Genomic DNA, 26,278 nt, shown 5'->3' on the forward strand with positions numbered 1-26,278 from the left:
CCCCCTAGTTAGTTAAGAATTGCGATTCTAGACGATAAATTGGTTGTCCTTTAGCAGAGAATTTCTCCTCATATTCAGTCATAACATTACCCTCGGGCATATTCGCATGTAGGTCGAGTGATACATACTTTAGTAACATACCATATTCAGATATACTCATTAATGAATACTCAAACAAACCACGGTTGTCCGTTTTAAAATGGATTTCCCCATTATCCACCAAAATCGACTCATATAATTTCAAAAAACCCTCGTGCGTTAAACGTCGCTTAGCATGGCGCGTTTTTGGCCAAGGATCTGAGAAATTCAGATACACACGATCCACATCATTTTTTTCAAAATATTTATTTAAATCTGCGCCATTTACTTTTAATAGTCGTAAATTCGCTGGAGATTTAGCCTCTAAAATTTTTTCCAATGCACAAACAATTACACTATCATAAAGCTCAATGCCAATATAATTTATATCTGGATTTTGTAAGGCCATACCTGTGACAAATTGTCCTTTCCCAGTACCTACTTCAATATGTAGTGGGTTGTCATTTCCGAAAACAACCTGCCAATTTCCTTTAAAGTCTTCAGGATTTGGAACAATCACCTCTGGATGATCCGTAATCATTTCCTCCGCCCAAGGCTTATTTCTTAATCTCAATTTTCTTCCTCATTTCTTTTTCATGAAATTATTAATTTTTTATAGTATAACGTATTACTATAAAATTCGCATGAAATTATTGCGAAATGGTATTTTTCAGTCTCATCACTATAACGTGGGGTTGATTTCCGTTCCGACTGGGCGCTTTGTTGTTGGTCACGAAGGCGTTATCACAGGACGTGATGCTTTTAGCCTTCGTTCCTCTATATCGCTGATCCCCAAGGAGTCGCCCAGTCGTAACGAAGATCAACTTTTATGCATAGCATAGTTTAACAATTGTCATCCCCAACTTTTAGTTAGAAACCGATTATATCAATGTTTCTCCGATAGTACCTGCCAAGCATCGCGTTGCACTGTACTATGAATCCTCGTTCCCTCTCTTATTTCTCCAATATAGTTACCATCAGTATGACAATCAACATCATTTCCGTGCACGAAAATATTAAATTGATGGCCTTGCAAAAAAGTAATCTCTTTAAATTTTGTATGTTTTTCAAAAAACACTGTGACAAATACTAGTAACAATTTAAGTCGGGAAATACCGTGAACGATTGTTATTTCGATATGACCATCATCAGGTTTAGAAGTAGGTGAAATTTTCATTCCTCCTCCGAAATAAGGTTGATTGCACATCGTAACAAACCATGCCTGTTGAAAGTGCCATTCTTGATTGTCCGCTTGTATCTTTACATCAAAGCGTCTAAAACTAAAAAGTCCCCTTACAACAGCCACAGCATAGGATAGCTTACCGAGCCCTATTTTATTGAGGTAAAGCTTCAAACGGGATGTATTAATACGTTTAGTGACAAATGCGTCAAAGCCCACACCCGCATTATTGACAAATATCTCGTGCTGATGATCTCCAAGCTGAATGGCACCAACATCCATTGGGAGGTGAACCATTTCATTTTGTATATAGCTTTCAATTTGATAGGCATCTTGAAATGTAGAAAAGTATCGTGCAAAATCATTACCAGAACCAGCACGAACTACACCAATAACTATTAATTTATTATGTACAACGCCACTAATAACCTCATGTATTGTGCCGTCACCGCCAACAATAACAATTAATTTTTTTGTTTGAGCATCTTGCGCCCAATTTTTTGCAAGCTCCTGCCCATGTCCCTCATATTCTGTAAAGGCGAAGTCATAGTTAATTGTTAAATGCTGTTGAAGACGATGCCAAACTTTTTTACCTTTCCCGTGCCCTGCTGCTTCATTCACAATAAATAATACTTGCATTAACTAATCCCCAGCTGGTTGAGAAGATTGCTGCCAAATATCTCGATTAAAGGAAGTTGTTTGTACATTGCTTAAAATCGTTTGAGAAGCACGAATTTGCATATGCTTCATAGGAGAGGAAACTTTCCTTAAATGCTCCATCCATTCTCCATAATTTCGACGATCAACAAATTGAATTCCGTAAGGCGAGCCTGGATAATCGAAATAGCCATTCTGTGATAAAATAACCTTGCGAATCGGCATATTGATATTATCCTGCTTAAATAATTGAGTTAATACGGACTCCATACGATTTAAACTTATCATTGGATTAAGTACTTTTGAATCCTTCGTCCCTACTTTCTTTATCCAGAATCGCTCACTGCCTCCTACATAAACTGCTTGATTTTCAGCTTCTAGTACTGTTATACAAATACATTCTGTCGGTGACATTAGCACGACATCAAGCTCTATAGGTGCTTTTCTAATTTGTAAAATAGGATAATAAAAAAGCAAATAGTTATCAGGTAATTTTTGTAACAAATTTCGCAACAAGGGATCACGCATAAAACGAGGATCCACATACGACTTTTCACGTAGTGTTGAACTTGCCCATTTCATTTGGAAATGGAAAAATTGATCGATAAACATTCGTTTTAATTCATGAATAGATTGTGGTGCGTAAACAATTTTTGGTTCAAATGTTAAAGTCGTTTCTTCTTCTGGTATGCTATCTTCATCACTCACTAGTTCATTCGTTATTTCGACCTCTTCAATATCCTCAATTTCTTCCCTCTGACGACCAGCAAAAATTTTTTTGAATAAAGAGAATCTTTCTTTTTCCTCAAAAGAATCATTTTCTGAATCGCCGTCGTTATGTTGCCACTCGCTAATTTCTTCTCCTAACTCCCACTGTCGCTTAACACGCTCCCACTGACTTTGCTTTAAGCGTACAAATTGTGTTGGATATCTTGCTAAATCAATTTGATAGCGTGAAATATAATCTTGTAATTTCACCAATTGTGCCATGTGTTTTGGTCACTCCAATCCTACTCGCCCTATATCTAATTTGCTAATTTCTCCACTCTTGCTTAGAAAGCAAATCAATTGCAATAACAATTTCGCCTTGACGTAATTGCGTTGTCGCAAACATTGCTAAATGAAGAGAAATAGACAATTGCATACATTACATCGACATTTGCTCATTGAAATTAAATCCCGATGGCAATCATTCTACAACTGTAGTCATCGTTTTTATTTTACATGACGTTCCAGGAGAAAACATCCATAATTTGTTCTATAGAAAAAGAGAGCTACCTAAAGTTTAGGGTAGCTCTCTTACAAGATTCACTTATCCATTAAATAGAAAGTGGTAATTTCGCCTCGAATGCTTGTTGTAATTTACGAGTCCATTCACCTGGAACTCCAGCACCAATTTTGTTACCATCAACATCGATAACAGGTGTTACTTCAGAAGATACAGATGACACAATAATCTCACTCATTGTTAATAAATCAGCCTTTGTCATTGGTTCTTCAATAACAGGTAAATTAATTTCCTCAGCACATTTTAAAATAACTTGGCGTGTAATACCGTTTAAAATGAAGTTATTTGCAGGGTGTGTATATAGCTTACCATCTTTAATGCCGTAAACATTTGCTGATGAACATTCTGTTACGATGTCACCGCGATGTAAAATAGCTTCATAGCAACCTTTTTCAGATGCTTCCTGTTTTGCCATTACAGCACCTAATAAGTTTAATGATTTAATATCACAACGTAACCAGCGAATATCCTCTACGAAGGTAGCTTTAACACCTTTTTCAAAGTTTTCATATGAACGCTCTCCTGCTTTAACATTCCCTGTTAATACAGCTGGAACACTTGCATCTGGGAAAATATGATTGCGAGATGTTGTACCACGTGTGATTTGGAAGTAAACATGGCCTGTTTCTAAATTATTTTTTTCAATAAGTTCATGTAATAATTTGTGTAATACGTCTTTAGTATAAGGAATGACAAGACGAATTTTTTCGGCACTCGCATAGAAACGATCAATGTGTTCTTGTGCTGTGAACATATTTCCGTTATATACTTTTATTACTTCATAAATGCCGTCACCAAATTGGTAACCTCTGTCTTCTGGAGATACTGTAATAGATCCTTCTTCAACGATTTGATCATTCCATAATGAATATGCCATGTTTCGTTCATCCTTTTCATATCTAATTTATTTATTTCCTGCAAGTTCAACAATTGCTTCAGCATAAATAGCTGTTGCTTTTATAAGATTTTCAATGACGACAAACTCATTCGCACGATGCGCTACGTCAGGTTCACCTGGGAATAACATGCCAAATGCTACCCCTTTTTTCATGACACGCGCATACGTCCCACCACCAGTAGACAGTAAAGGCGTTTCATAATCTCCTGTTTGACGTCTATAGATATTTGCTAAAGTTTGGATAAATGCATCATCCTCGCTTACATAATGAGGTTTAGAGTCATCTTGAATATCCAATGAAAATCCTTTTGCCACAGCTAAACGTTGTGCTTCCGTGATTTTTTCATCAAACGGATATGTGACAGAATAGCGCATGCTAATGACCAAGCTACCACCTTTAGCTACATCGTAAGTTACAATTCCGGGATTTAATGTAGTTTTACCAGACATTTCATCCTCGAATTGTAAATCAAGCTTGTTGCCATAATGGTCTTGATAAAAAACATCTGCGGTAAAGTCGACAAATTGCTTACTTGCCTCTGTCGTCAACTCTTGTTGTAAAAATGCTGAAAGATAAACAGCTGCATTGACACCTTTTTCCGGCTCCATTGCGTGGGCTGCTTTACCTTTGATAGTTATTATATAGTGAGAACCCTCAATTAATAAAGAGCCTTCTAGCTGATTTTTGCTTAAAAATGTGTGAAAATTCTGTTCGAATTGTTCGGAAACAAATTGAACTGTTGCTTTTGCAAAATCTGGTACCATATTTGGTCGCTTTCCAGCATTAAATAGTAATAGCTGTTCTTTCGAAGCATCGCCTGTTCTATTTTGAGAGAACACTAGCTCTGCAATGCCTTTTTCAGCATTGATGAGCGGGAAATCCGCATCTGGTGCAAAGCCAATCGTCGGCATTTCCTCATGTTTAAAATAGTGGTCGACACAGCGGAAGCCAGTTTCTTCATCCGTACCGATTATCATACGAACTCTTTTATTAAGCTCAATACCTGCATCCTTGACAAGTTTCATGGCCATCCATGCTGCAATTGTTGGGCCTTTATCATCTATTGCACCACGAGCAAATAGCTTTCCATCTGCTACAGTGCCACTAAAGGGTGGATATGTCCAATCTGTTTCATCACCAACTGGTACCACGTCAACATGACATAAAATACCTAATAAATCCTCACCTTCACCCATCTGTATATGACCAGCATAATTATCAATATTTTTAGTTTGTAATCCTTCAGCTTCGCCCTTTGTTAATAACCATTCAAGAGCCTTTAATGGACCAACACCAAAAGGTACTTCAGTAGTGATCGTATTCTCATCGAGAACACTATTAATTTGCACAAGCTCCTGTAAATCTTGTATCAATTCATCTTGTCTTTCCTTTGCAGCTTGTAACCAATCCATATGATGTACCTCCTCTAAAGTAATAACATTATTCTACTCTTTACAACATAATTTACAATCATCTTTCTGGCAAGTTTTCAAAAACCTACTTCAATCACTACCACATATAGCACGTTTTTCACGTATTCCCACAAAATACAGTGAAAATTTTATGTCTGATTTGTAAATTCCTCTTGCATTCACTAGAAAACTGACTTGTTTTTCTATATAATGAACTTATCAGAACTATTTTTCTGAATATAAAATTAGAAAAGGGGATGTCTAAGGCAGCTACTTATTAGCCTAAGTGCACTCCGCACATATTGTCGTCCGCTAGTCTTTGCCAAGAGAATTAAGATGAAGGAGTGGTTCATTTATGAAACCAACTACTGATCGAATGCTTAATCGTATTAAAGATGTGTACATGTTTATTTTAGACAAAGGAACCGTGTCTACACAGGATTTAGTCGAAGAGTTTAGTATCACTCCTCGCACCGTTCAAAGAGATTTGAACGTGTTAGCCTTTAACGATTTGGTGATGAGTCCAAGTCGAGGCAAATGGACAACGACGAAGAAAAAAGTAAAATTGACGTCTTAGTTTTTACGTGTAACACGTAAAACATTTTGTATTGGAAAAGAATGACCTTTCGTCGTGGTCATTCTTTTTTTGTTTCCTACTTTTTTATTCCCCACAATTTATCAAGCTACCAAGTAAATACTCCAAAAAAATCGCGATTACTTTTAGTGAAATTTCCCTCTAACGATAAATATTCATTAGCTCATCATTAAAGTTGAGGATGACATCGGTTGGTTTGAGCGGCTCATCGGACGCCTTCAGGAAGCTATGCTCTGTGCGAAAACGTAGCGGCAGCAACAACAAATGTTTTCTGTAGCGAAAGCAAAGCGGCAGCTACAAATGTTTTAACTGTGCGAAAGCGTAGCGTCAGCAACAAAGCGCCTAGTCGGAAATCAACACACATTATGGTGATGAACCTTATTTATACAAAGCCCTATATCCGCTAAGAATTCATTTATTTTTACAACATTTGCTTCCTTGGCGGTATATTAAAATGTTTTTTCTGACTATTTACAATCGCTTAACAATCCGTTAAAATCGAAACATTCTACATTTTGGAAGGAGGATTTTTATGAAGCTTTCTAAACTGTTTCATCCTCTAGTTTGGATCATTTTAGGTGGAACTATTTTTACACGCATAGCAAGTTTTATGGCAATGCCCTTTTTAGCCATCTACTTACATAATGAAATTGAAGCATCCCCTTTACAAATAGGTTTGACGATTGGTATTGCACCGTTAATCTCCACTGTAGGAGGATTCTTTGGTGGTTATCTAACTGACCGGTTTGGCAGGAAAAGCATCATTTTACTTACTATTGTTGTTTGGAGCATTGTGTTCTTTGGCTTTGCTACAGCTCATACAGTTTGGTTCTTCGTAGCATTGAATGCCTTAAATGGCTTATGTCGCTCCTTCTTTGAACCCTCAACACAAGCATTAATGATTGATTTTACGCCTGTAGACAAACGAAAAAGATTGTTCTCGCTTCGTTATACAGCGATTAACATAGCAGCTGTCATCGGTCCTGTTATTGGTGTTTATATTTCTCAATTGTCTAGCCCAAGTATTCCATTTATGCTGACAGGAATTATGTATATTATTTATGCTGTATTTTTATTTTTAGTTTTAAATCACTATGAAATGCAGCAACCAAAAGCTCCAACACCTACAAAAATACTGCAAACCTTCACGATACTTTTGACGAATCGTGTACTACTAAGCTTTATTTTCGGGGCAATTTTAATAAATGTTGGATACTCTCAATTTGATTCAACACTGCCACAAATCATTGAACTTAAAATCGAAGAAGGTGCCAAGCTCTATTCTGTATTGATTTCACTAAATGCAGCGGTTGTATTATTACTTCAATTACCGATTAGTATACTTTCAGAACGTTTTTCATCTTCGGCTACTCTATTAGTAGGAATTCTGTTCTTCGCATTTGGCCTTTTATTATTCGGCTTCTCGAATAACTATCCAATATATATGATCGCTATGGTTATATTCACGATTGGTGAAATTTTTGCCTTTCCGACTATGAGCATCATGATTGATGAAATTGCCCCTGATACTCAAAAGGGAGTCTATTTAGGAGCAGCTCAATTTAAAAATTTAGGCGGCTTTATTGGACCAATTATTGGCGGGTGGCTTTTAACACATTACATGAATGCAATGTTTGCGGTTATTGCTGTTCTTGTTTTATGCAGTTGTATATTTTACAAATCAAAACATAAGCCACAACAGGGATAAATTAAATCAGCGAGTTCTTTCCTCGACTGATTATTAGTCTTCACCAATCGGGTTGTTAAGGAGTTAACATTCAGACAAAAAAATCGCTCCATGTCTATCAGCGAATCTCAAGCATTTGATATACTTGCTTGAACTTACTAATAGGATTGGAGCGAGCTAATGATTGGTTTTTTACAATTACATTCAAAATTTCAAAGTGGCTTTAACTTTCTTCCTCAACTGTAACTTCTTCATAAATGGTGTATTGGTCTTTACCGGCATTTTTCGATTGATATAATGCTTTATCTGCACGATCAAATAAGCTTCTTTCTGACTCATCTGGATGACTGCAAATGGCACCGCCCAAACTGACTGAAAGCACAGACCATTTATCAACAGAAATATTATCCGCAAACTTCAAGTGATGAATTTTCTCCAAAATAGAATGCGCTAATTTTTCCATATATTCATCTTCCGTATCATATAAAACAATTGCGAATTCATCTCCACCAAATCTAACGACAAAGCCATTTTTCCCCACTTCTTGTTTTAAAGTTCTGGCTGTTTCAATCAGAATCTTGTCACCTTCAACATGTCCAAATCGATCATTTACTTGTTTAAAATTATCTAAATCTAACAACAATAAACCTGGTTTATTCGTCTTCCTTTTTCTTAATAAATTATCCATTTTTCTAATATAGGTAGCACGATTATAAACATTTGTTAATGGATCATATGTTGCGAGATGAATCGTTTTGGAAAGAAGTTTATTAATGACTAATAGCATGATGAAAGAAGTTACTAAGGCAATAAACAGTAGGATTCGAAACTGCTTTGTATTTTTTGTAAGCGCTCTAATTTCTGTGAAATTACCGTATTTTACATATACAACTCTTTTCGAGGATTCTCCCCGAACCTTTTCTGCTTCTGCTTCATACGGTAAAAAACGATGCTTTTCGATATAACCATTTTCAAACTTCTTTTGATATTCCGTTGGCTTCATCGTTTCTTTGGCTAGCTTATAATGCTCTTGAAATCTTTTCGATTGATCATTTACAGTTTTACGAGATTTAGAATCAGAAAAGAAAACCCCTCCCGCAGTTATCGTTTGTACTTCTAATAAATCAGCATATTTATCAATTAAATAGTCAGCAGTCTTTTCGAAGTTAAAAGTTTGGAATACAGGATCTTTAAGTAAGTCTATACCGACCTCAAATAAATATTTCTTGTCTGGTGTTGCTAAATAACCAAATTTTCGATATCCCCCAGTAGTTGTTGAAACATCTATACCATCAACAAAGTATTCCCCGCTTATTCGACGTTCGTCTAGTAAAGCAGAAAAACGTGTGCAGCATTGAGAAAAATTAAAACCTTTATCTTTTTCAAAAGTTGTATAAATTACAGTATTTGATTGATCGAGAATGTACACATCCATTCCATGCTCGTTTTTTATTTTCTCCAAATCCCACTTTGCTATATGAGGGTTTCCTTCATAATATGTAATTAGTTTTCGTAGTAACGCTTCCATTTTCTCAGAGAGAGTTTTATCAAAATAGTAATGTGCATTATCTACCGTTTGCATATCTGTCAGAATATGATTTTCTATTAATGTTCTATTCATAACTTCTTGTTTTTCAATATCAGCTGTAAGTATTTGCCTGTTGAAATAAAAAATTACAGCAACAAGTATTAATGCAAAGGCAATTAGAGATATTAATAATTTAATTCTTAGGTTTCTCATTAACGTGTCCTCTACTTATTTTCAACATCATTTTTTCGAAACTTTTAGTGATTTTTAGTACCATAGACTAAATAGCTTTTCACATAGATTACATTAATTATACAGTTACTGGTATAAGTATGTATATAAAAAATACCCCGATACTAATCGTCGTTAGCATCGAGGTATTCTCTAATCCCTATTTTGTAAGCAACCTAGCTCTTCAGCCGTTAATTCTCTATATTCACCTAAATTCAAACTGTCGTCTAGCTTTAAGTTGCCCATTGATAGACGCTTTAAATAGGTTACACGTTTTCCAACAGCCTCAAACATACGCTTCACCTGATGAAACTTACCTTCTTGGATCGTTAACTCAATTTCAGATTGTTGAGCAGATTTTAATATGATGAGCTCTCCTGGTTTGGTTACATAACCATCATCTAGCTCAACACCTTGAGCAAATTTCTCACAATCTTCCTCAGTCACAATTCCTTCTATTTCTGCATAATAAACCTTCGGCACATGTTTTTTAGGAGACAATAAATTATGTGCTAAAGAACCATCATTTGTTATTAGCAATAATCCCTCTGTATCTTTATCAAGGCGACCAACAGGGAAAGGCTGGAAATGCTGATGTAAAGGTTCTAACAAATCGATGACGGTTTCATCTCTTAAATCCTCCGTTGCAGAAATAACGCCAGGAGGCTTATTCATCATAAAATATACAAATTCTGTATAGTTCACACGCTCCCCAAATACAGAAACCTCCTGCTTTTCAGGATCAACATGTAATGCTGCATCCTTCGCATATGCGCCATCTACTGTCACTGCTTTCTGCTTTAAAAGCAATTTAACTTCCTTGCGTGACCCGTAACCCATATTAGAAAGTAATTTATCTAATCGCATTAGTACCTCCTATTTAAATCCCAGTTTGTTCGTTATTCTTGTCAATCGTTCACCGAGAAGCTTTTGTGCTAAGCCTAGGCGTAAAGACAAGAAGCCATATACTGCTATACCTACTCCAGCACAAATAATAGAATAAACTAATGCTGAGAATTTACCACTTACTGGTCCCATTAATAACTCTAAAAGCGTATGAACGATGAATACACTTACCGCCATTATCGCTGTCAAAAGAGAAATGAGCATGACACGACGAATAACCATTTCCGATCTGTAGTTCAATGTTTGTCGTAGCACAAGTATATTAATGATAATTGAAACACTATAGCCAATAGCTGTGGCAAGAAGTGCACCATCTGCCTCCATCAAACGAATTAACGGAATATTAATCGCTAGTTTGACTAAAATCCCCGATAATAAGCTGAGGACAATCCACTTCTGGAAATCAATACCCTGTAAAAGTGCTGCAGTCACTTGGAATAATGCAAATAAAATAGCAACAGGTGCATAATGGGCTAAAATCATAGCCCCCATCTCGCTTTCAGAATAGAGCATAAAATATATTTCATTCGATAACAACGAAATTCCAACTACTGCTGGTAATGTAATGAAAATTAATATTTGATATGTCTTATCCATTGCATTTCGTAACGATAAATATTCACCTTGCGTAAAATATTTTGTAATCGTCGGTACTAGCGCCATTGAAAAACCTGTAGCTAGCATTACTGGAATAATGACAACCTTATGTGTTGTAAAGTTAATCATTGATAAATACTTATCCGTTACTTCCGCTAAGCCTATAGATGCCATAGCTCCATTAAACGTAAGCATATCCACTAATTGGAATAACGGGTTAGCAACACCTACAAACACCATCGGAATCGAATACGTAATTACTTCTTTATATATGTTGGACATTGGTAGCTGTGTAGATGTAACACTTTGACTGCGCAATAAATCAAATTCAGGTTGATATTTTTTCCAATAATAATAGAGTACTAGCAACCCGCCAATTGCTCCAATAAAGGCAGCAAACACCGCAAAGGAAACAGCCGTTTCTGGTTTCCCATTAAAAACTACTACAACTAAGAATGAACCACCTAATAACACTACAATACGAACAATTTGCTCTACTAGCTGAGAAACTGCTGTAGGCTCCATTTTGTCATAGCCTTGGAAAAATCCACGCCAAAGGCTCATAAATGGCACAACAATTAACGCAAAGCTAACCCAGCGAATAACTGAGGCAATTTGTTCTACCGAAAATGCCTGTTCATCACTTTTAATAACAAGACCCGCTATTGGTGTAGCTAATAAAAAGAGAACAATAAACGCCGCTAACCCAGTACACATCATAATAAGTATGCCTGATTTCATAAGCTTGCGGCCTGATTGATAATCACCCATTGCATTGTATTTAGAAACAAACTTGGATACAGCAATTGGCGCACCCGAGATGGCTATTGCTAGCATAATCGAGTAGGGAATATATGCATATTGATAGAGGGCTACATTCTCCTCACCCACAATCGCATAAAAAGGAAAAATATAAATTAATCCGAGCACCTTCGATAAAAACATCCCCATCGTTAATATCGCAGTACCTTTCATTAAATTGGACATTGTAACCATCCATTCATTTTAAAGTCAATATTTTCATTATCTTAACACTTAGAAAAACTTATAAACTATTTGCCAATCAATTATGCCTAGGCAAAATTCCAACGCACTCAAGGTTTAAGCTACTTCTTGAGCAGATCTTTCTGCGACCAAAGCACTTGTTTCAAAACTTGTAAACGCCGCTATATAAAAGCTTACTATCGCTGTAAAAACTACAAAGCTACATTAACAAAATTCAGAAAACAACAACCCTAGAAAATTAAATAAGTAAACCATCTGTAATCTTAACATATTTACTAGGTAAACAGACGCATAAATACATTAAAAAGTTCTAGCAATCAAAAAAAAATAGCAGTTATGTCCTCCCAAAGGAAAGTAGAAGTTTCAAAATAATCGGTGGAGATTACGAAAACCTCCACCGATTAAAGCTACTTCTCTATTACATATCTACGAAAAATTGTTTATACCATACTAAGAACACATAGGCTGTCCAAATATAACGCCCACGATTTGCTTTTCCTTCATAGTGCTCATCTAGATAGCCTACTAATTGTTTTGTATCAAAGAATTCATTGGCAAAGTCAGTTGTAAACATTTCTTTTACCAGTTTATAATACTTTTCTTCACGTAACCAGTGACGGATTGGCACTGGGAAACCAAGCTTTGGACGTTTTGCCCATTCTTCAGGTAATTCCTGATGCGCAGCTTGACGAAGAACATATTTCGTATCAATATCATTTACTCGATATTTCGAAGGAATGTTTTTCGCTAATTCCATCACTTCTTTATCTAAAAATGGTACACGTAATTCAATTGAATGGGCCATACTCATTTTATCTGCTTTTAATAAAATATCGCCTGGCATCCAAAGATTTAAATCAAGATACTGCATTTTAGTAACATCATCATCGCCTGGAACTTCATCGTAAATACGTTTTGTAATCGATTTTACAGATGGACCATTTTTATAGTCTGGTTTCAAGACATTTAATGCATCTTCTTCATCCCATACTACCGCTTCCCCGATGAAGCGCTCTTCTACTGTTTGACCACCTTTAACAAGGAAGTGCGTATATTGATTTTTAGGCAACGCCTCTGCTATGCCACGTAACGCTTTACGGATACCAAATGGAACTTTTTCATATTTTTGCATTTTGCCAGAGTTTTGATACCATGAATAGCCACCAAAAATTTCATCCGCACCTTCACCTGAAAGTACTACTGTGACATCCTTCGATGCTAACTCAGAAAGGAAGTATAGCGGTACAGAAGATGGGTTCGATTGTGGCTCGTCCATATGCCACTGAATTTTCGGTAATGCTTCAAAACACTCATCTGCCGAAATATATTTACGCTCATTTTGAATATCTAATGTATCCGATAATTCTTTTGCTAAATTTGTTTCATTGAACATATCCTCGTAGTCAGAGAAACCAACAGAGAAGGATTTATCAGGGCGTAATAATGAAGTAATATAGCTTGAATCAATACCACCTGATAAGAAAGAACCGACCTTCACATCACTAATTTGATGCGCATCTACAGATTCTCGAACTGTCGTACGAATGTCTTCTACATACTTTTCGATTGGAGCTTCTTTCGCATGGAATTTTTTATCCCAATACTGAACAATTTTCTTTTGTCCATTTTTAATAAGAATATAGTGTGCCGGTTGTAATTTGTACACACCTTTAAAGAACGTTTCGTCCATTGAAGAATATTGGAACGTCAAATAAGGACGTAGTGCATCTTTATTTAACTCTTTAATAAATGATGGATGTGGTAAAAATGATTTAATTTCTGAACCGAAAATAAAAGTACCATCTGTTGTGTTTTCTGTGTAATACAGTGGCTTAATACCAAAGCCATCACGAGCGATGAATTGTAAATCATTCTTTTTATCCCAAATACAGAATGCGAACATTCCGCGTAGCTTTTTGACAAATTCTACACCATATTCAACATAACCATAAATAATAACTTCACTGTCAGAGTGTGTTTTAAAGATATGACCTTTTTCAATCAAATCAGCACGTAGCTCTTGGAAGTTAAAAATCTCTCCATTAAATACGAGTACGATGTTACCATCCGCACTGTATAACGGCTGATTTGCCACGTCTGATAAGTCGATAATACTTAATCGACGGAATCCTAAAGTTACTTTATCGTCACTGTGAATCCCACCGCTGTCAGGTCCACGGTGAATAATTGTATTCATCATATTTTCGATCGTTTGATGATGATCGATCACATTTGTTCCATTAATATAGCCTATAAATCCGCACATTCTATTTTTCACCTCATAATTTAGTGCATAACCTTTACCATAATAGCATGAAAAGACATTCATTTCATACCGACAATACATATAAAGTAAAACTTTCATCAGTGAATTTATTCCACACCGATTATTGGTTCAACCAACGAGCACTTTATCTCATTTAAAAACACTTCAATTTCACATCTTCCATCCAAAATCCACACATGAAAGCTCCTCATTAAAACGCGGGTTTGATTTCCGTTCCGGCTGGGCGCTTTCCTGGGGGTGTCCGATGAGCCCCAAGGAGTCGCCCAGTCGTAACGAAGATCAACTAATATGGCATGGCATATGTTTTAACAAATGGCATCCCCCAACACTTGATGACGAGCTCTGCGTGAAAGTAGAAGATAAGAAATTATAAAATACTTTTGTCGTATTTTCAATGCGAAAGAAGCCTCTCTATATAGACTTCATGTATAATAGGAAAGATTCCTAATTTGAAAAGAAAGTGAGTTTTTAAATATATGTACGATGTTATCGTTATCGGTGGTGGCCCATCCGGTTTAATGGCTGCTATCGCTGCTGGAGAACGTAAAAAGAAAGTATTATTACTAGAAAAAGGAACAAAACTCGGCAAAAAATTGGCCATTTCAGGCGGTGGTCGCTGTAATGTCACTAATCGTTTGCCCGTTGAAGAAATAGTCAAGCACATACCTGGAAATGGCCGTTTTCTTTACAGCCCATTCACGGTTTATAATAACGAAGATATTATTGCATTTTTCGAGGGACTTGGTGTGGCATTAAAAGAAGAGGATCACGGACGAATGTTTCCTGTATCTAACCGAGCGCAAGATGTTGTAGATTCACTTATTCGTCAGCTTCAGAGGCTACATATTGAAGTGCGCTTAAACACACCCGTTAATAAGCTTCTAATGGATGAAGAAAAAATACTCGGGGTACGCCTTACAGATGGCACAGAAATTCGTAGCGAGGCAGTAGTCGTTGCCGTTGGTGGGAAAGCTGTTCCACAAACTGGCTCAACAGGCGATGGTTATCCATGGGCAGAGCGTGCCGGCCATAAAATTACTACACTTTTCCCTACTGAGGTTCCTGTTCTATCAAAAGAAGACTTCATTCAAGCTCGTGAGCTACAAGGACTTGCGTTACGCGATGTCGCTGTCTCTGTTTTAAATAAGAAGGGCAAAGCACTCGTAACACATCAAATGGACATGCTTTTTACTCATTTCGGGTTAAGCGGTCCTGCTGTTTTACGCTGTAGTCAATTTATCGTGAAAGAATTAATGAAAACAGGATACGAGCCTGTGACAATGCGAATTCAAACACTTGTTGATTATAATGAGGAAACGTGCCTGCAATATTTAAACAGACTCGTTAAAGAAGATCCCAAAAAAGCTGTAAAAAATGTATGGAAGGGTATTGCTCCTGAACGCTGGCTACTATTTTTATGTGAGCGTGCAAATATCGATGTGCAAATGACAGGCGCTGAATTATCACAGGAGAAAGTCCGCAACTTAGCTAGATTACTCGTTAATTTCACAATGACAGTTAGCGGGACACAATCTCTTGAAAAAGCATTTGTCACTGGTGGTGGCGTCTCAGTTAAAGAGATCGAACCAAAGACAATGGCTTCAAAGAAAAAAGATGGTTTATTTTTCTGTGGAGAAATCCTTGATATTCATGGCTACACAGGTGGCTATAATATTACGTCTGCACTCGTTACAGGACGTATCGCAGGGATGAATGCAGGAAAGTAATACACTCTGTTTCGGACTTCTATTAGTGGTTTTTATCACAAAAAAACTATTGGGTAATGAAGCTCTTCGGCAAAGCGAGTGGGGGTGATTTCCGTTCCGACTGAGCGCTTTCCTGGGGCGGCAGTAGCAAACAGATGTACAATCACATCACTGTTGTATATCTCTTTTGTTCGATTACGGTGAGTAGTCTGGGGTGGAAATCAACACATTAAAAAAAGCGTGTCCTTAAAATACGGACACGCTTTTTCAACCTTCTTTTGACATATATACTTCTTCATATGGTTGAATGATGACAAACCCTTCACCTGAAAATGCCATTTGAATGGATTCACCACTTCCTCGACCGATAAATGTTCGGAAGCTAATATCTGTTTTAAACTCTGGGGACAAAGTACCTGACCACGCTACGGTAGCATGTGGATCAGTATAAACCGTTTCACCAGGCTTTACTAACAAGGTTAACGGTTCGAAATGAGTTGTAATGGCAACCTTCCCTCTTCCTTTTAAAGTTACATTAAACAACCCACCTGACATAACTCCTGCCATTTTACGCATTAAATGAATATCCCAATCAATACTAGGCTCAAATGCGAGTAAATCATTACCGTTTACGCAAATTGTTTCATCCTTTAGATCGAAGACCGTTACTTTTTTCCCTTGATCGGCTAAATAAAGTCGCCCCTTACCCATCGCTTTCATAAGTTGTGTACCTTCGCCGGTTAATGCCTTTTTAAACATTTTACCTAAGCCATGCTCCAACACACGCTCACGCTCAAACTTAATATCTCCTACATAAGAAATCATTGCGCCCATTTTTGACCAAACCTCGCCATTTAGGTTAACCTCTAATACACGCTCAGTTTCTAACTCGAAATATTCATTTTCGCTATCATCCTGCTGTGTTTTATTAATAAACTCATTTAAAGAAAATCTCCCCATATCTCAATGCCTCCTTATTTATTTTATATACGTTTTAAGTTCCGGAAAGATTCAATCAAATTATCGGAGGGGTAAAAACGAACGATTGAATGATGCGTTGAATCTTTTATTCATGAAACCGCAAAAATTTCAAAATTATTTAAAAACAAAGATGTTGACCTAAAAACATTAGTTTGTGGCCACCCACTAGCAAATTAGTTCATACACCTCGCATTTGCTTTCCGTTACAAAATTTCTCTTTTAGTAGCGAATTCACTTTATTTCCCATAATGATATTGACAGCAGACACCAACTGTTATACATTAAACAAAGATTAATCAAGTGTTATATAACAACAGCTACAAAAAAAGACCATACAAGCGTCACGTGCGAAATGACACTCATATGGCCATTACTTTCAAGTGCGAATTGAAAGTAAACTTTATTGTGTAGCGGAGACGTCTCCAACCTTTTCAGAAGCTTCTTTTAATGCTGTTCGTTTACGTACATCTGCACGTAATGTTAAAGCAATAATTAATGAAGCTGCAATTAACCCTGTAAATACATAGAATACAGGAATATAGCTACCATAAGCATTTTTAATAGTGCTTACTAAAAGTGGACCAAAAATACCACCTAAAGACCAAGTTGTTAATAAATAACCATGAATAACCCCAAGTTGTTTCGTACCGAATAAATCACTTGCAAATGCAGGTAGATTAGAGAAACCTCCACCATAGCAACTAACAACTAAGAAAATAAGTGCTTGGAAAATAATAACGTTTGTAGTATGCGGTAAGACGATAAATGTAACTAGCTGTGCGATAAAGAAAATTACAAAGACATTCGAACGACCAATATAGTCAGACACAGCAGCCCATATTAAACGACCACCACCATTAAATAATCCCATTATACCTACCATTGCTGCAGCTCCTGCAACTGATAACCCTACAATTTCTTGAGCCATTGGAGATGCAACAGAAATCATCATAATACCTGCTGTAACGTTTACTAAATGCATTGACCAAAGCATCCAGAAATGCTTAGTTTTCACAGCTTCACGTGCTGTCATGACAGCTAAATCTTTCTTCACTACTTCTTTACCATTATCTGCAGCCGCCTTCATATTCGCTGGCATATAACCAGGTTTAGGTGGTGCTATATATGAAGCCCCTAAAATCATTAACGTGAAATAACTTGCCCCTAAAATAAAGTACGTTGTAGAAATTCCCACAGCCCCCATTAAGTTAGCTGCGACTGGCGCTGTAATAAGTGCTCCTGAACCAAATCCAAGTACAGCCATACCTGTTGCTAATCCTCGGCGATCCGGGAACCATTTTACTAATGTCGATACAGGCGCAATGTAACCAATACCCATACCCAATCCACTTAGTAAACCATATGTTAACCAGTACAATGTTACGGAATCCATTGAAATCGCTACACCTGCACCAGCTTGTCCTGCCCCAAATAGAACAGCTGCTATCATCGCAGATTTACGTGGCCCCATTTTTTCTACTAAGTTACCAAATAATGCTGCTGAAAAACCAGCAAGCCCCATCATTATTGTAAAGGCAACCGTTACGTTTGTTTCACTCCATCCCATTTCTGTAACAATCGGTATCTTATATACACTGTATGCATATGCTCCACCGATTGAAAGGTGAATAGCGATTGCAGATAATGCAATTAACCATCTATTTTTATTCATAATTTCTCTTTTCTCCCCTCTTTTGCTACCTGTGAAAGTTTTATGAACGTCCTGTAAAACAATTTAACACTTAGAATTATTCAAATGCAAGATGTTTTTTAAAAAAATATTATTTCTGCAAAAAGTATTTTATTTTTTACCCCAATAATTTTATAATGAAAACCCTACAGTCTCTAAGCAAATAGATGTTTTTTAAACAAAAAGCATAACATTTTTTAGCTATTATTATTTTTCTACTCTATTATCCAACTTCGCATTAACTATTTTAATATAATTAAATTTGTGCATATTTTCACATGTAATTAATGTATATTCCACTTTTTCTAACGCTTATTATTTCTTCGTGTTTCTATAAAGGGTCATGAACAAATATCCATTAAGTAGAAATAACGTGGATAAAAGAGAATTACAAAGCTAAAATAGACAAATTCTGTTCGCTCAAAAGGGAATCTGAAAATCATGTTAAATGATTCAATTAACTTTTAATGGATATTCAATTAAATAAATACAATACACATTGTGCATGCTTCAAAACGAATAATCATTACTTATTGATTTTTATTATTCAAATATATATTTTTTCTTTTAGTAAGAATCTTACACATCCTTTTTAGCTATGGATAGTTATACTTTTCAAACTAATAAACAACTAAACCAATAAGTTATAACAGAAATATTTGCTATAGCGCACAAGTAAAAACATACTTTTAAACCAAATACTGTTAACGTTTACAAAACTCAATTCTAGATTTGTTTATGTAAATACTAGCTTTTACGGAGAAATGCATTCTATTAGAGATAGTCAATCTCAGACGATCTTCAATGCATATTTCGAAATGAAGTTCCCCATTAATTTACTTCTATATCAAAAAGAGATGCTCTGGAATAAATTGAGCATCTCTTTCTTTTTATGAAAAGTAAATGATAAATACAATTATTAGTGCTAGTGACATAATAGATGATCCAATCGATGTATAATGTCTTTTTTCCTCTCGCACATAATAATAGTCAATCACAATAGAACTCATCATGAATACTGCTATAAATACACATATTGTAGCCGTATATAAAAACAAACCGTATATATTAAATAAAATTAAAGACGCCCCTTGAATAAACTTAGCAATATACGTTGTGCGTTGATGACCTGTATTTATATATTTTGGCTCTTTCGGAATGCTAAACATTTTTCGAAGAGCTTTTTCAGTAAGCCATACTAGAAAGAGAGCAATTATTAAAAAAATAAACATCTCACGGAAACTAAAATCTTTATCATCTTTTCGCATTAGGGTAATAAATGCTGACGCAGTTTCGGCATCTTCCACCTTGTAAAAGATATTTGTTTGTCGATCGCTAAAAGCTAACTGCTCATCGTTTAAGAACATTTTTAGCTGCACAACCTGCTCATTGTCAAACTCTACCCATACATCACGATATGCATAGTAATCATCATCCTTCTTCGAAATAACTGCCTTTTGAAGCGTATTGGCAATGAGCTTTGTTTCTGAATCATTTTTATAAGACTGTTGTCCTAAAATCCAGCCAGTTCTTCCGGCCTTAAAGGTTTCTTCCTCCCAATTATACGCACTCGTAAACTGTTTAACCTCATGTTGGGTTAGTTCAATAATCGTAGCATGCTTAGATGAATCTCCTTGCTTCCATGGACCAATTACAATCAAGAAAAGGATCGTCACGACTGCTCCTATGAAAATCATTGGATATTGCCATCTGCGAGGTTGTTTTTTTGGCTGAAATGCATTGTGCAAAATACGCTCCTGCAAATGTTGTGAGAAACGTGGTGCTTCTCCAAGCTCTTTATCCAGTTTATCCTTAAAAGATGTCATCTTTTAGCACCTCCCAATGGCTTTTGTCCAGTTTTTCCTGCAAAGTTTGTCTAGCTCTACGCAATCTTGTTTTCACTGTATTTTCGGTACATGCAAGAACCTCCGCTATCTCTCGAACCTTTAATTCTTGATAATAATAAAGAATAATTACTTCTCGATAGTTGATTGGAAGCTCAAACAAAGCTGCTGTCACAATTCTTCGTTCATCCTTTTCAATCAAATTTGTTTCTGGCGATCGTTTACTAACACCAATGTGCAGCTTTTCAAATAAAATATGTCGCTTATTTTTCCAACTTCTTAAATAGTCATGACTTTTATGTACTGTTATTTTTACTAAATATGTTTTTAGCGAGGATCGTTGTTCAAAGCGCTCTTGTTGCCGATAATAAGCAAAAAATACATCTTGAACGATTTCTTCTGCAATAGCCCAGTCTTTAACATATAGATAAGCTACACGAAGGCAGTACTCACCATGCTCTTCCATAATATTTGCTAAATGTTCACCCAAACAAACACCTCCTATTCACACTATAGTCGTATCGAAATCTTAGATGGTTTCAGTATAAAAGAAAAAAGTGCCCAAATATTGGACACTTTTCACATTTTTATTTCACAACGATATTAACAAGCTTACCTGGAATGACAATTATTTTTACTAAGTTTTTGCCTGCCATATACTCTTGTACTTTGTCATCTGCAAGAGCTACTTTTTCAATTTCTTCTTTTGAAGCATCTTTCGCTACGATGATTTTTGCACGTACTTTGCCTAGCACTTGTACGGCGATTTCCACTTCATCATCAACAAGTTTAGACTCATCATATGTTGGCCATTCCTTATATGAAAGTGTTTCATCATGACCTAATATTTGCCATAACTCTTCTGCAACGTGTGGCACCATTGGAGCTAGTATTTTCACAAAGCCTTCAGCGTATGCTGTTGGAATTACTTCCGCTTTGTAGCAATCATTGATGAATACCATCATTTGTGAAATAGCTGTATTGAAGCGAATACCTTCATAATCCTCTGTCACTTTTTTCACAGTTTGGTGATATGATTTTTCTAATGTTTTGTCATCAGAAGCTTGAACTTTCGCAGCGATTGTACCATCTTCTTCATTGACAAATAGACGCCAAATACGATCTAAGAAACGACGTGCCCCGTCCAAGCCATTTGTTGACCATGCAACAGATGCTTCAAGTGGACCCATGAACATTTCATATAGACGTAAAGTGTCCGCACCGTGTGAAGAAATGATTTCATCCGGGTTAACGACGTTACCTTTTGATTTAGACATTTTCTCATTACCTTCACCAAGAATCATTCCTTGGTTAAATAATTTATGGAATGGCTCTTTCGTGTGTACAACACCTAAATCGTATAATACTTTATGCCAGAAGCGAGCGTATAGTAAGTGTAATACCGCATGCTCTGCCCCACCGATATAAATATCGGCTGGTAACCAACGTTTCAGTAATTCAGGGTCTGCAATTGCTTCTTTATTTGTTGGGTCAATATAACGAATGAAGTACCAGCTAGAACCAGCCCACTGTGGCATCGTATTCGTTTCGCGACGACCTTTTTTGCCTGTTTCAGGATCAACAACATTTACCCATTCAGAAATGTTCGCTAACGGAGATTCACCCGTACCTGAAGGACGAATATTATCTGTTTTTGGTAGTACTAATGGTAATTCTGATTCCGGTACTGGCGTCGTTGTACCATCTTCCCAATGAATCATAGGAATTGGCTCACCCCAGTAACGTTGACGAGAGAATAACCAGTCGCGAAGACGGTAAGAGATTTTCTTCTCTCCTACGCTTTTTTCTTCAAGCCATTGAATTGCTTTAGCAATACCTTCCTCTTTGTTTAAGCCATCAAGGAAGTCAGAGTTAATATGTTTACCATCACCTGTGAAGGCTTCTTTGCTAATGTCTCCACCTTCAAGGACAGGAATAATTTCTAAACCAAATTCTGTTGCGAATTCATAGTCGCGCTCATCATGCGCTGGAACTGCCATAATTGCACCAGTACCGTATGATACTAATACGTAGTCTGCAACCCAAATCGGCATTTTTTTACCGTTAATCGGATTAATTGCATAGGCACCTGTGAATACGCCTGTTTTCTCTTTCGCTAAATCTGTGCGTTCTAAATCAGATTTCAATTTTACTTTATCTAAATAAGCTTCAACAGCTTGTCGTTGTTCAGCAGTTGTAATTTGATCCACTAATTTATGCTCAGGTGCAATAACACAGTATGTAGCACCAAATAATGTATCAGGACGAGTTGTAAACACTGTGAAGTTTTCATCTGTTCCATCTATATTAAATGTTACTTCTGCACCTTCCGAACGACCAATCCAGTTACGTTGCATATCCTTAATAGACTCTGGCCAATCAACTTCCTCTAAGTCATCGATTAAACGGTCAGCATAGGCAGTAATTTTAAGCATCCATTGCTTCATTGGACGACGTTCTACAGGGTGACCACCACGCTCTGACTTTCCATCAATAACTTCTTCGTTTGCAAGTACTGTTCCAAGTGCTGGACACCAGTTTACAGCTACTTCATCTACATAGGCTAAGCCTTTTTTATAAAGTTGGATAAAGATCCATTGTGTCCATTTATAGTATTCTGGATCTGTTGTGTTAATTTCACGATCCCAGTCATAGCTAAAGCCCAACTCTTGAATTTGACGCTTAAATGTTGCAATATTTTTCGCTGTAAATTCTGCAGGGTCATTTCCTGTATCAAGTGCATATTGCTCTGCAGGTAAACCGAATGCATCCCAGCCCATAGGATGTAGGACGTTATAACCTTGCATACGCTTGAAGCGTGAAAGGATGTCTGTCGCTGTGTAGCCCTCTGGATGTCCTACATGGAGACCAGCACCAGATGGGTATGGGAACATGTCTAACGCATAAAATTTTGGTTTTTCTGTTTCGTTTTCAGTTTTAAACGTTTTATTATCAGCCCAATATTGCTGCCACTTTTTTTCGATTTGTTGATGATTAAAACTCATTATTCTTCCTCCTTTGAATGTGTCATGCTCTTCAACTTAAGAATTGACAAAATATTTAAAAAATAAAAAAACTCGCCCCTCTCTTCATTAGAAAGGGACGAGAGAATTCGTATCTCCCGCGGTACCACCCACATTAGTGATCACACTCGGCTTTAGCTTCCTTAACGCGGAAGGAACGGCACGAGCTGTTTCACTCGGGCAGACTCAGAAGGCGAGTTCAATTTGCTTTCCTACTAGCTTCCACCAACCGCTAGCTCTCTAAAAAGAAACACAAATTTACTATTCCTCATCATTGTCTTACATGTATTGCATTTATTCTAATGGAAAGTACTGAAAAGCACAAGACTTTGTTTACATACTAACCATTTTTGAACAAATTAAATCCCTATGAAGGTAACAATATTCGAAATAAGTTGTATCCATAGTGCTCGCTTTATTTTAAACTACGAGAAAGTTCCGTAAAGATAACTCCTAGCGCATAAGCACCGGCATCCGGATAACCTAGACTTCTTTCACCAACTGTTCCGGCACGACCCATTCGAGCAACGATTTCCTTTGTATATTCTGCTCCTTTAACAGCAGCCTCTGCCCCTTTCTCAAAAGCTGTTTTAAAGTCCGCACCAGTTGCAGCGCTTTCTAACCAGGAATTTACACAAGGTACAAGCGCATCTACAAGCGTTTTATCGCCTACCTCTGCCCCTCTTCCGAAAGAACGCTCACCGACAGATTGTATACCTTTCAGCGTAGCTTGTAACATTTCAGCAAACTCTCCGACAGTTAATTCCATTTTTCCCTCCACTGCTTTACTAGCAGCTCGGAAAGCCCCGCCCCAAATTGGACCAGAAGCTCCTCCGCAATGTTCCATAATGATCATGGAACAACCATCAAGGAAAGTCCCAATACTTAAATGTTCATGATTTAGAATCGAGCTCCATCCTCGTTTTAATTCCTTAAAACCTTTAGCGACACTCATTCCAAAATCGCCGTCACCTGCATGGGTATCCAATTCGCAGAAAGGCACTTCGTTCTTAATAATAATCTCGCTCATTTTATCTACAAGATAAATCATATTATTTAATGTGATTACCTCATTTTTGATGATAGCGTGTTCTTTCCCTGTTTCCGTCTCAAAGAAAGCTTGTTTCTCTTCTACGTTATCATTAATATCTACGTATTCTACACGCCCAACTGGTCCATCTACCTTAAATGCAGGTGTATTACATTCTTTCGATAATAGTGTATTCAGTTCATCATCTAGTTTCATTACTGTAAGAGAGATTCCAGCCATATCAATACTTGTCATGTAATTGCCGACAAATGTTCTATTGATTCGTATATTTCTTTTACTCAGCTCTCTAGAAACCGCATTATTAAACAGATAAAGTTCTTGAAGTGGTGTACCGCCAAATCCATTTACTAGAACAGCAATTTCAGCATCTTTATCTAATCTTAAATCTTTTAAAAGGTCATTTATCATACGTAAAGCTAATTCATCTGCAGCCATCATTTTTTCTCTTTTTCTTCCTGGCTCTCCATGAATACCGACACCATATTCCATCTCGTCTTCACCCAATTTGAAAGTAGGTGATCCACTAGCAGGAACCGTACAGGAAGTTAGCGCCAGACCAATTGTTCGAACATTTGCCGCTGCTTTTTCCGCTACAGCTTTGACCTGTATCAAATCCATACCTTCTTCAGCGGCTGCACCAGCAATTTTATGTACTTACACAACTCCTGCTACGCCGCGGCGCCCTACTGTATAAAGGCTATCTTCTACTGCAATATCATCTTCTACTCGGACGTACTCTACTTGAATGCCATCCTCCATGGCTAAGTGAGCGCCATTTTTAAAATTCATTATATCTCCGCTGTAATTTTTAATAATGAGCAGTGTACCTTTTTGGCTGGCTGTTGCTTTGATTGCTTGATATACCTGTATTTGTGAAGGAGAGGCAAACACATCACCACATACCGCAGCATCCAGCATTCCTTTTCCTACTAACCCTGCATGTGCTGGTTCATGTCCACTACCGCCACCGCTAATTAAAGTTACCTTATTTGCATTCATTGCTTTTTTCTTAATTACTTTATATTTTTTTAACAGCTCAAGTTCCGGATGAGCCAGAACTATCCCATTGCACATTTCCATAACAAGTGATTCAGGTTGATTCATAATTTTTTTCATCTTTAATCCTCCCCTATAAGTTTTGTCACATTCTACGGAGCCTATTCGTAGGCATATTTCTATAATTATTCAAAGAAGATTCCTGCTATGATACATACCCTTTGAAATATATTTGAAAACGTATTCTATTAAAAACGAATAAAGTTGTAGGGATGATTATCATAACCTCTAAGACAATTAAACTCCCACCTAATTTATTCGCTTTCGCTGAATTTTGAAGGGGGAGTTTTTTACTTGTCACTTTGTTTTCGGTACAGATAAATTACTGCCCCTTATTGCGGGATAAAGTGAAACTTTAATCAGTGGGGGTTTCTGTTCCCCACTGATTATTAGTCTTCACCAATCGGGCAATTAGGGGCAGTTTTTTTATTTACTGCCCCTTATTGAGGGATAAAGTGAAACTTTAATCAGTGGGGGTTTTCTGTTCCCTACTGATTATTAGTCTTCACCAATCGGGCAATTAGGGGCAGTTCTTCTACTTTTACTGCCCCTTATTGAGGGATAAAGTGAAACTTTA

The 26,278-nt window shown here is 36.8% G+C and carries 17 protein-coding genes, 1 pseudogene and 1 other annotated feature; of the genes and pseudogenes, 3 read left to right on the forward strand and 15 right to left on the reverse strand.

Features of this window, described 5'->3' with window-relative positions:
* Positions 1-4: 4 nt before the first annotated feature.
* From trmB to pepV, 5 genes are all read right to left on the reverse strand, one after another.
* Positions 5-652 (reverse strand): tRNA (guanosine(46)-N7)-methyltransferase TrmB, encoded by a 648-nt coding sequence (trmB, locus tag B1B04_RS11720; RefSeq protein WP_079561651.1) that lies wholly within the window; start codon positions 650-652, stop codon positions 5-7.
* A 312-nt stretch (positions 653-964) separates the two neighbouring features.
* Positions 965-1,897 (reverse strand): diacylglycerol/lipid kinase family protein, encoded by a 933-nt coding sequence (locus B1B04_RS11725; protein ID WP_079561652.1) that lies wholly within the window; start codon positions 1,895-1,897, stop codon positions 965-967.
* A gap of 3 nt (positions 1,898-1,900) precedes the next feature.
* Positions 1,901-2,905, reverse strand: a complete 1,005-nt coding sequence (locus B1B04_RS11730) for a nuclease-related domain-containing protein (protein WP_079561653.1) — start codon at positions 2,903-2,905, stop codon at positions 1,901-1,903.
* A 329-nt stretch (positions 2,906-3,234) separates the two neighbouring features.
* Positions 3,235-4,080: a D-amino-acid transaminase gene (gene dat / locus B1B04_RS11735; RefSeq protein ID WP_079561654.1), complete on the reverse strand. Its 846-nt coding sequence runs from the start codon at positions 4,078-4,080 to the stop codon at positions 3,235-3,237.
* A 27-nt stretch (positions 4,081-4,107) separates the two neighbouring features.
* Complete coding sequence (gene pepV / locus B1B04_RS11740) at positions 4,108-5,514, reverse strand: dipeptidase PepV (protein WP_079561655.1); 1,407 nt, start codon at positions 5,512-5,514, stop codon at positions 4,108-4,110.
* Positions 5,515-5,869: 355 nt separating this feature from the next.
* Between pepV and B1B04_RS11745 the strand changes: the two genes are divergently transcribed.
* Positions 5,870-6,091, forward strand: coding sequence for a DeoR family transcriptional regulator (locus tag B1B04_RS11745; RefSeq protein WP_049667439.1), 222 nt, complete (start codon positions 5,870-5,872; stop codon positions 6,089-6,091).
* A gap of 550 nt (positions 6,092-6,641) precedes the next feature.
* Positions 6,642-7,817, forward strand: a complete 1,176-nt coding sequence (locus tag B1B04_RS11750; RefSeq protein WP_079561656.1) for an MDR family MFS transporter — start codon at positions 6,642-6,644, stop codon at positions 7,815-7,817.
* 202 nt (positions 7,818-8,019) lie between these two features.
* Here the strand turns inward: B1B04_RS11750 and B1B04_RS25930 are convergent, their stop codons facing one another.
* The 4 genes from B1B04_RS25930 to asnB all read right to left on the reverse strand — a co-directional run bounded on the left by B1B04_RS25930 (position 8,020) and on the right by asnB (position 14,329).
* Positions 8,020-9,537: a GGDEF domain-containing protein gene (locus tag B1B04_RS25930; protein WP_205756639.1), complete on the reverse strand. Its 1,518-nt coding sequence runs from the start codon at positions 9,535-9,537 to the stop codon at positions 8,020-8,022.
* 171 nt (positions 9,538-9,708) lie between these two features.
* A complete protein-coding gene (locus B1B04_RS11760; protein ID WP_079561658.1) occupies positions 9,709-10,422 on the reverse strand; it encodes a pseudouridine synthase in 714 nt (237 codons plus the stop codon).
* Positions 10,423-10,431: 9 nt separating this feature from the next.
* Positions 10,432-12,045, reverse strand: a complete 1,614-nt coding sequence (locus B1B04_RS11765) for a putative polysaccharide biosynthesis protein (protein WP_079561659.1) — start codon at positions 12,043-12,045, stop codon at positions 10,432-10,434.
* A 436-nt stretch (positions 12,046-12,481) separates the two neighbouring features.
* Positions 12,482-14,329: an asparagine synthase (glutamine-hydrolyzing) gene (asnB, locus tag B1B04_RS11770; protein ID WP_079561660.1), complete on the reverse strand. Its 1,848-nt coding sequence runs from the start codon at positions 14,327-14,329 to the stop codon at positions 12,482-12,484.
* 497 nt (positions 14,330-14,826) lie between these two features.
* On the opposite strand from asnB, the gene B1B04_RS11775 reads away from it, so the two are divergent.
* Positions 14,827-16,077, forward strand: a complete 1,251-nt coding sequence (locus B1B04_RS11775) for a BaiN/RdsA family NAD(P)/FAD-dependent oxidoreductase (RefSeq protein WP_079561661.1) — start codon at positions 14,827-14,829, stop codon at positions 16,075-16,077.
* Positions 16,078-16,323: 246 nt separating this feature from the next.
* Here the strand turns inward: B1B04_RS11775 and B1B04_RS11780 are convergent, their stop codons facing one another.
* The 6 genes and pseudogenes from B1B04_RS11780 to dhaK all read right to left on the reverse strand — a co-directional run bounded on the left by B1B04_RS11780 (position 16,324) and on the right by dhaK (position 25,761).
* A complete protein-coding gene (locus tag B1B04_RS11780) occupies positions 16,324-17,016 on the reverse strand; it encodes an AIM24 family protein (RefSeq protein WP_079561662.1) in 693 nt (230 codons plus the stop codon).
* 421 nt (positions 17,017-17,437) lie between these two features.
* Positions 17,438-18,709, reverse strand: coding sequence for an L-lactate MFS transporter (locus B1B04_RS11785; RefSeq protein WP_079561663.1), 1,272 nt, complete (start codon positions 18,707-18,709; stop codon positions 17,438-17,440).
* A 908-nt stretch (positions 18,710-19,617) separates the two neighbouring features.
* Entirely contained in the window at positions 19,618-20,553 is a 936-nt protein-coding gene (locus tag B1B04_RS11790; RefSeq protein ID WP_079561664.1) for a hypothetical protein, read from the reverse strand.
* Positions 20,540-21,061, reverse strand: a complete 522-nt coding sequence (locus B1B04_RS11795) for a sigma-70 family RNA polymerase sigma factor (protein ID WP_079561665.1) — start codon at positions 21,059-21,061, stop codon at positions 20,540-20,542. Before B1B04_RS11795 ends, B1B04_RS11790 begins: the two co-directional genes overlap by 14 nt.
* A gap of 97 nt (positions 21,062-21,158) precedes the next feature.
* Complete coding sequence (gene leuS, locus B1B04_RS11800) at positions 21,159-23,576, reverse strand: leucine--tRNA ligase (protein ID WP_079561666.1); 2,418 nt, start codon at positions 23,574-23,576, stop codon at positions 21,159-21,161.
* A 90-nt stretch (positions 23,577-23,666) separates the two neighbouring features.
* Positions 23,667-23,878: a binding site (T-box leader), on the reverse strand.
* 131 nt (positions 23,879-24,009) lie between these two features.
* Positions 24,010-25,761: pseudogene (gene dhaK, locus B1B04_RS11805) on the reverse strand (dihydroxyacetone kinase subunit DhaK).
* Positions 25,762-26,278 lie beyond the last annotated feature (517 nt).

The organism is Lysinibacillus sp. KCTC 33748 (genome assembly GCF_002237755.1).
Lineage (GTDB): Bacteria > Bacillota > Bacilli > Bacillales_A > Planococcaceae > Lysinibacillus.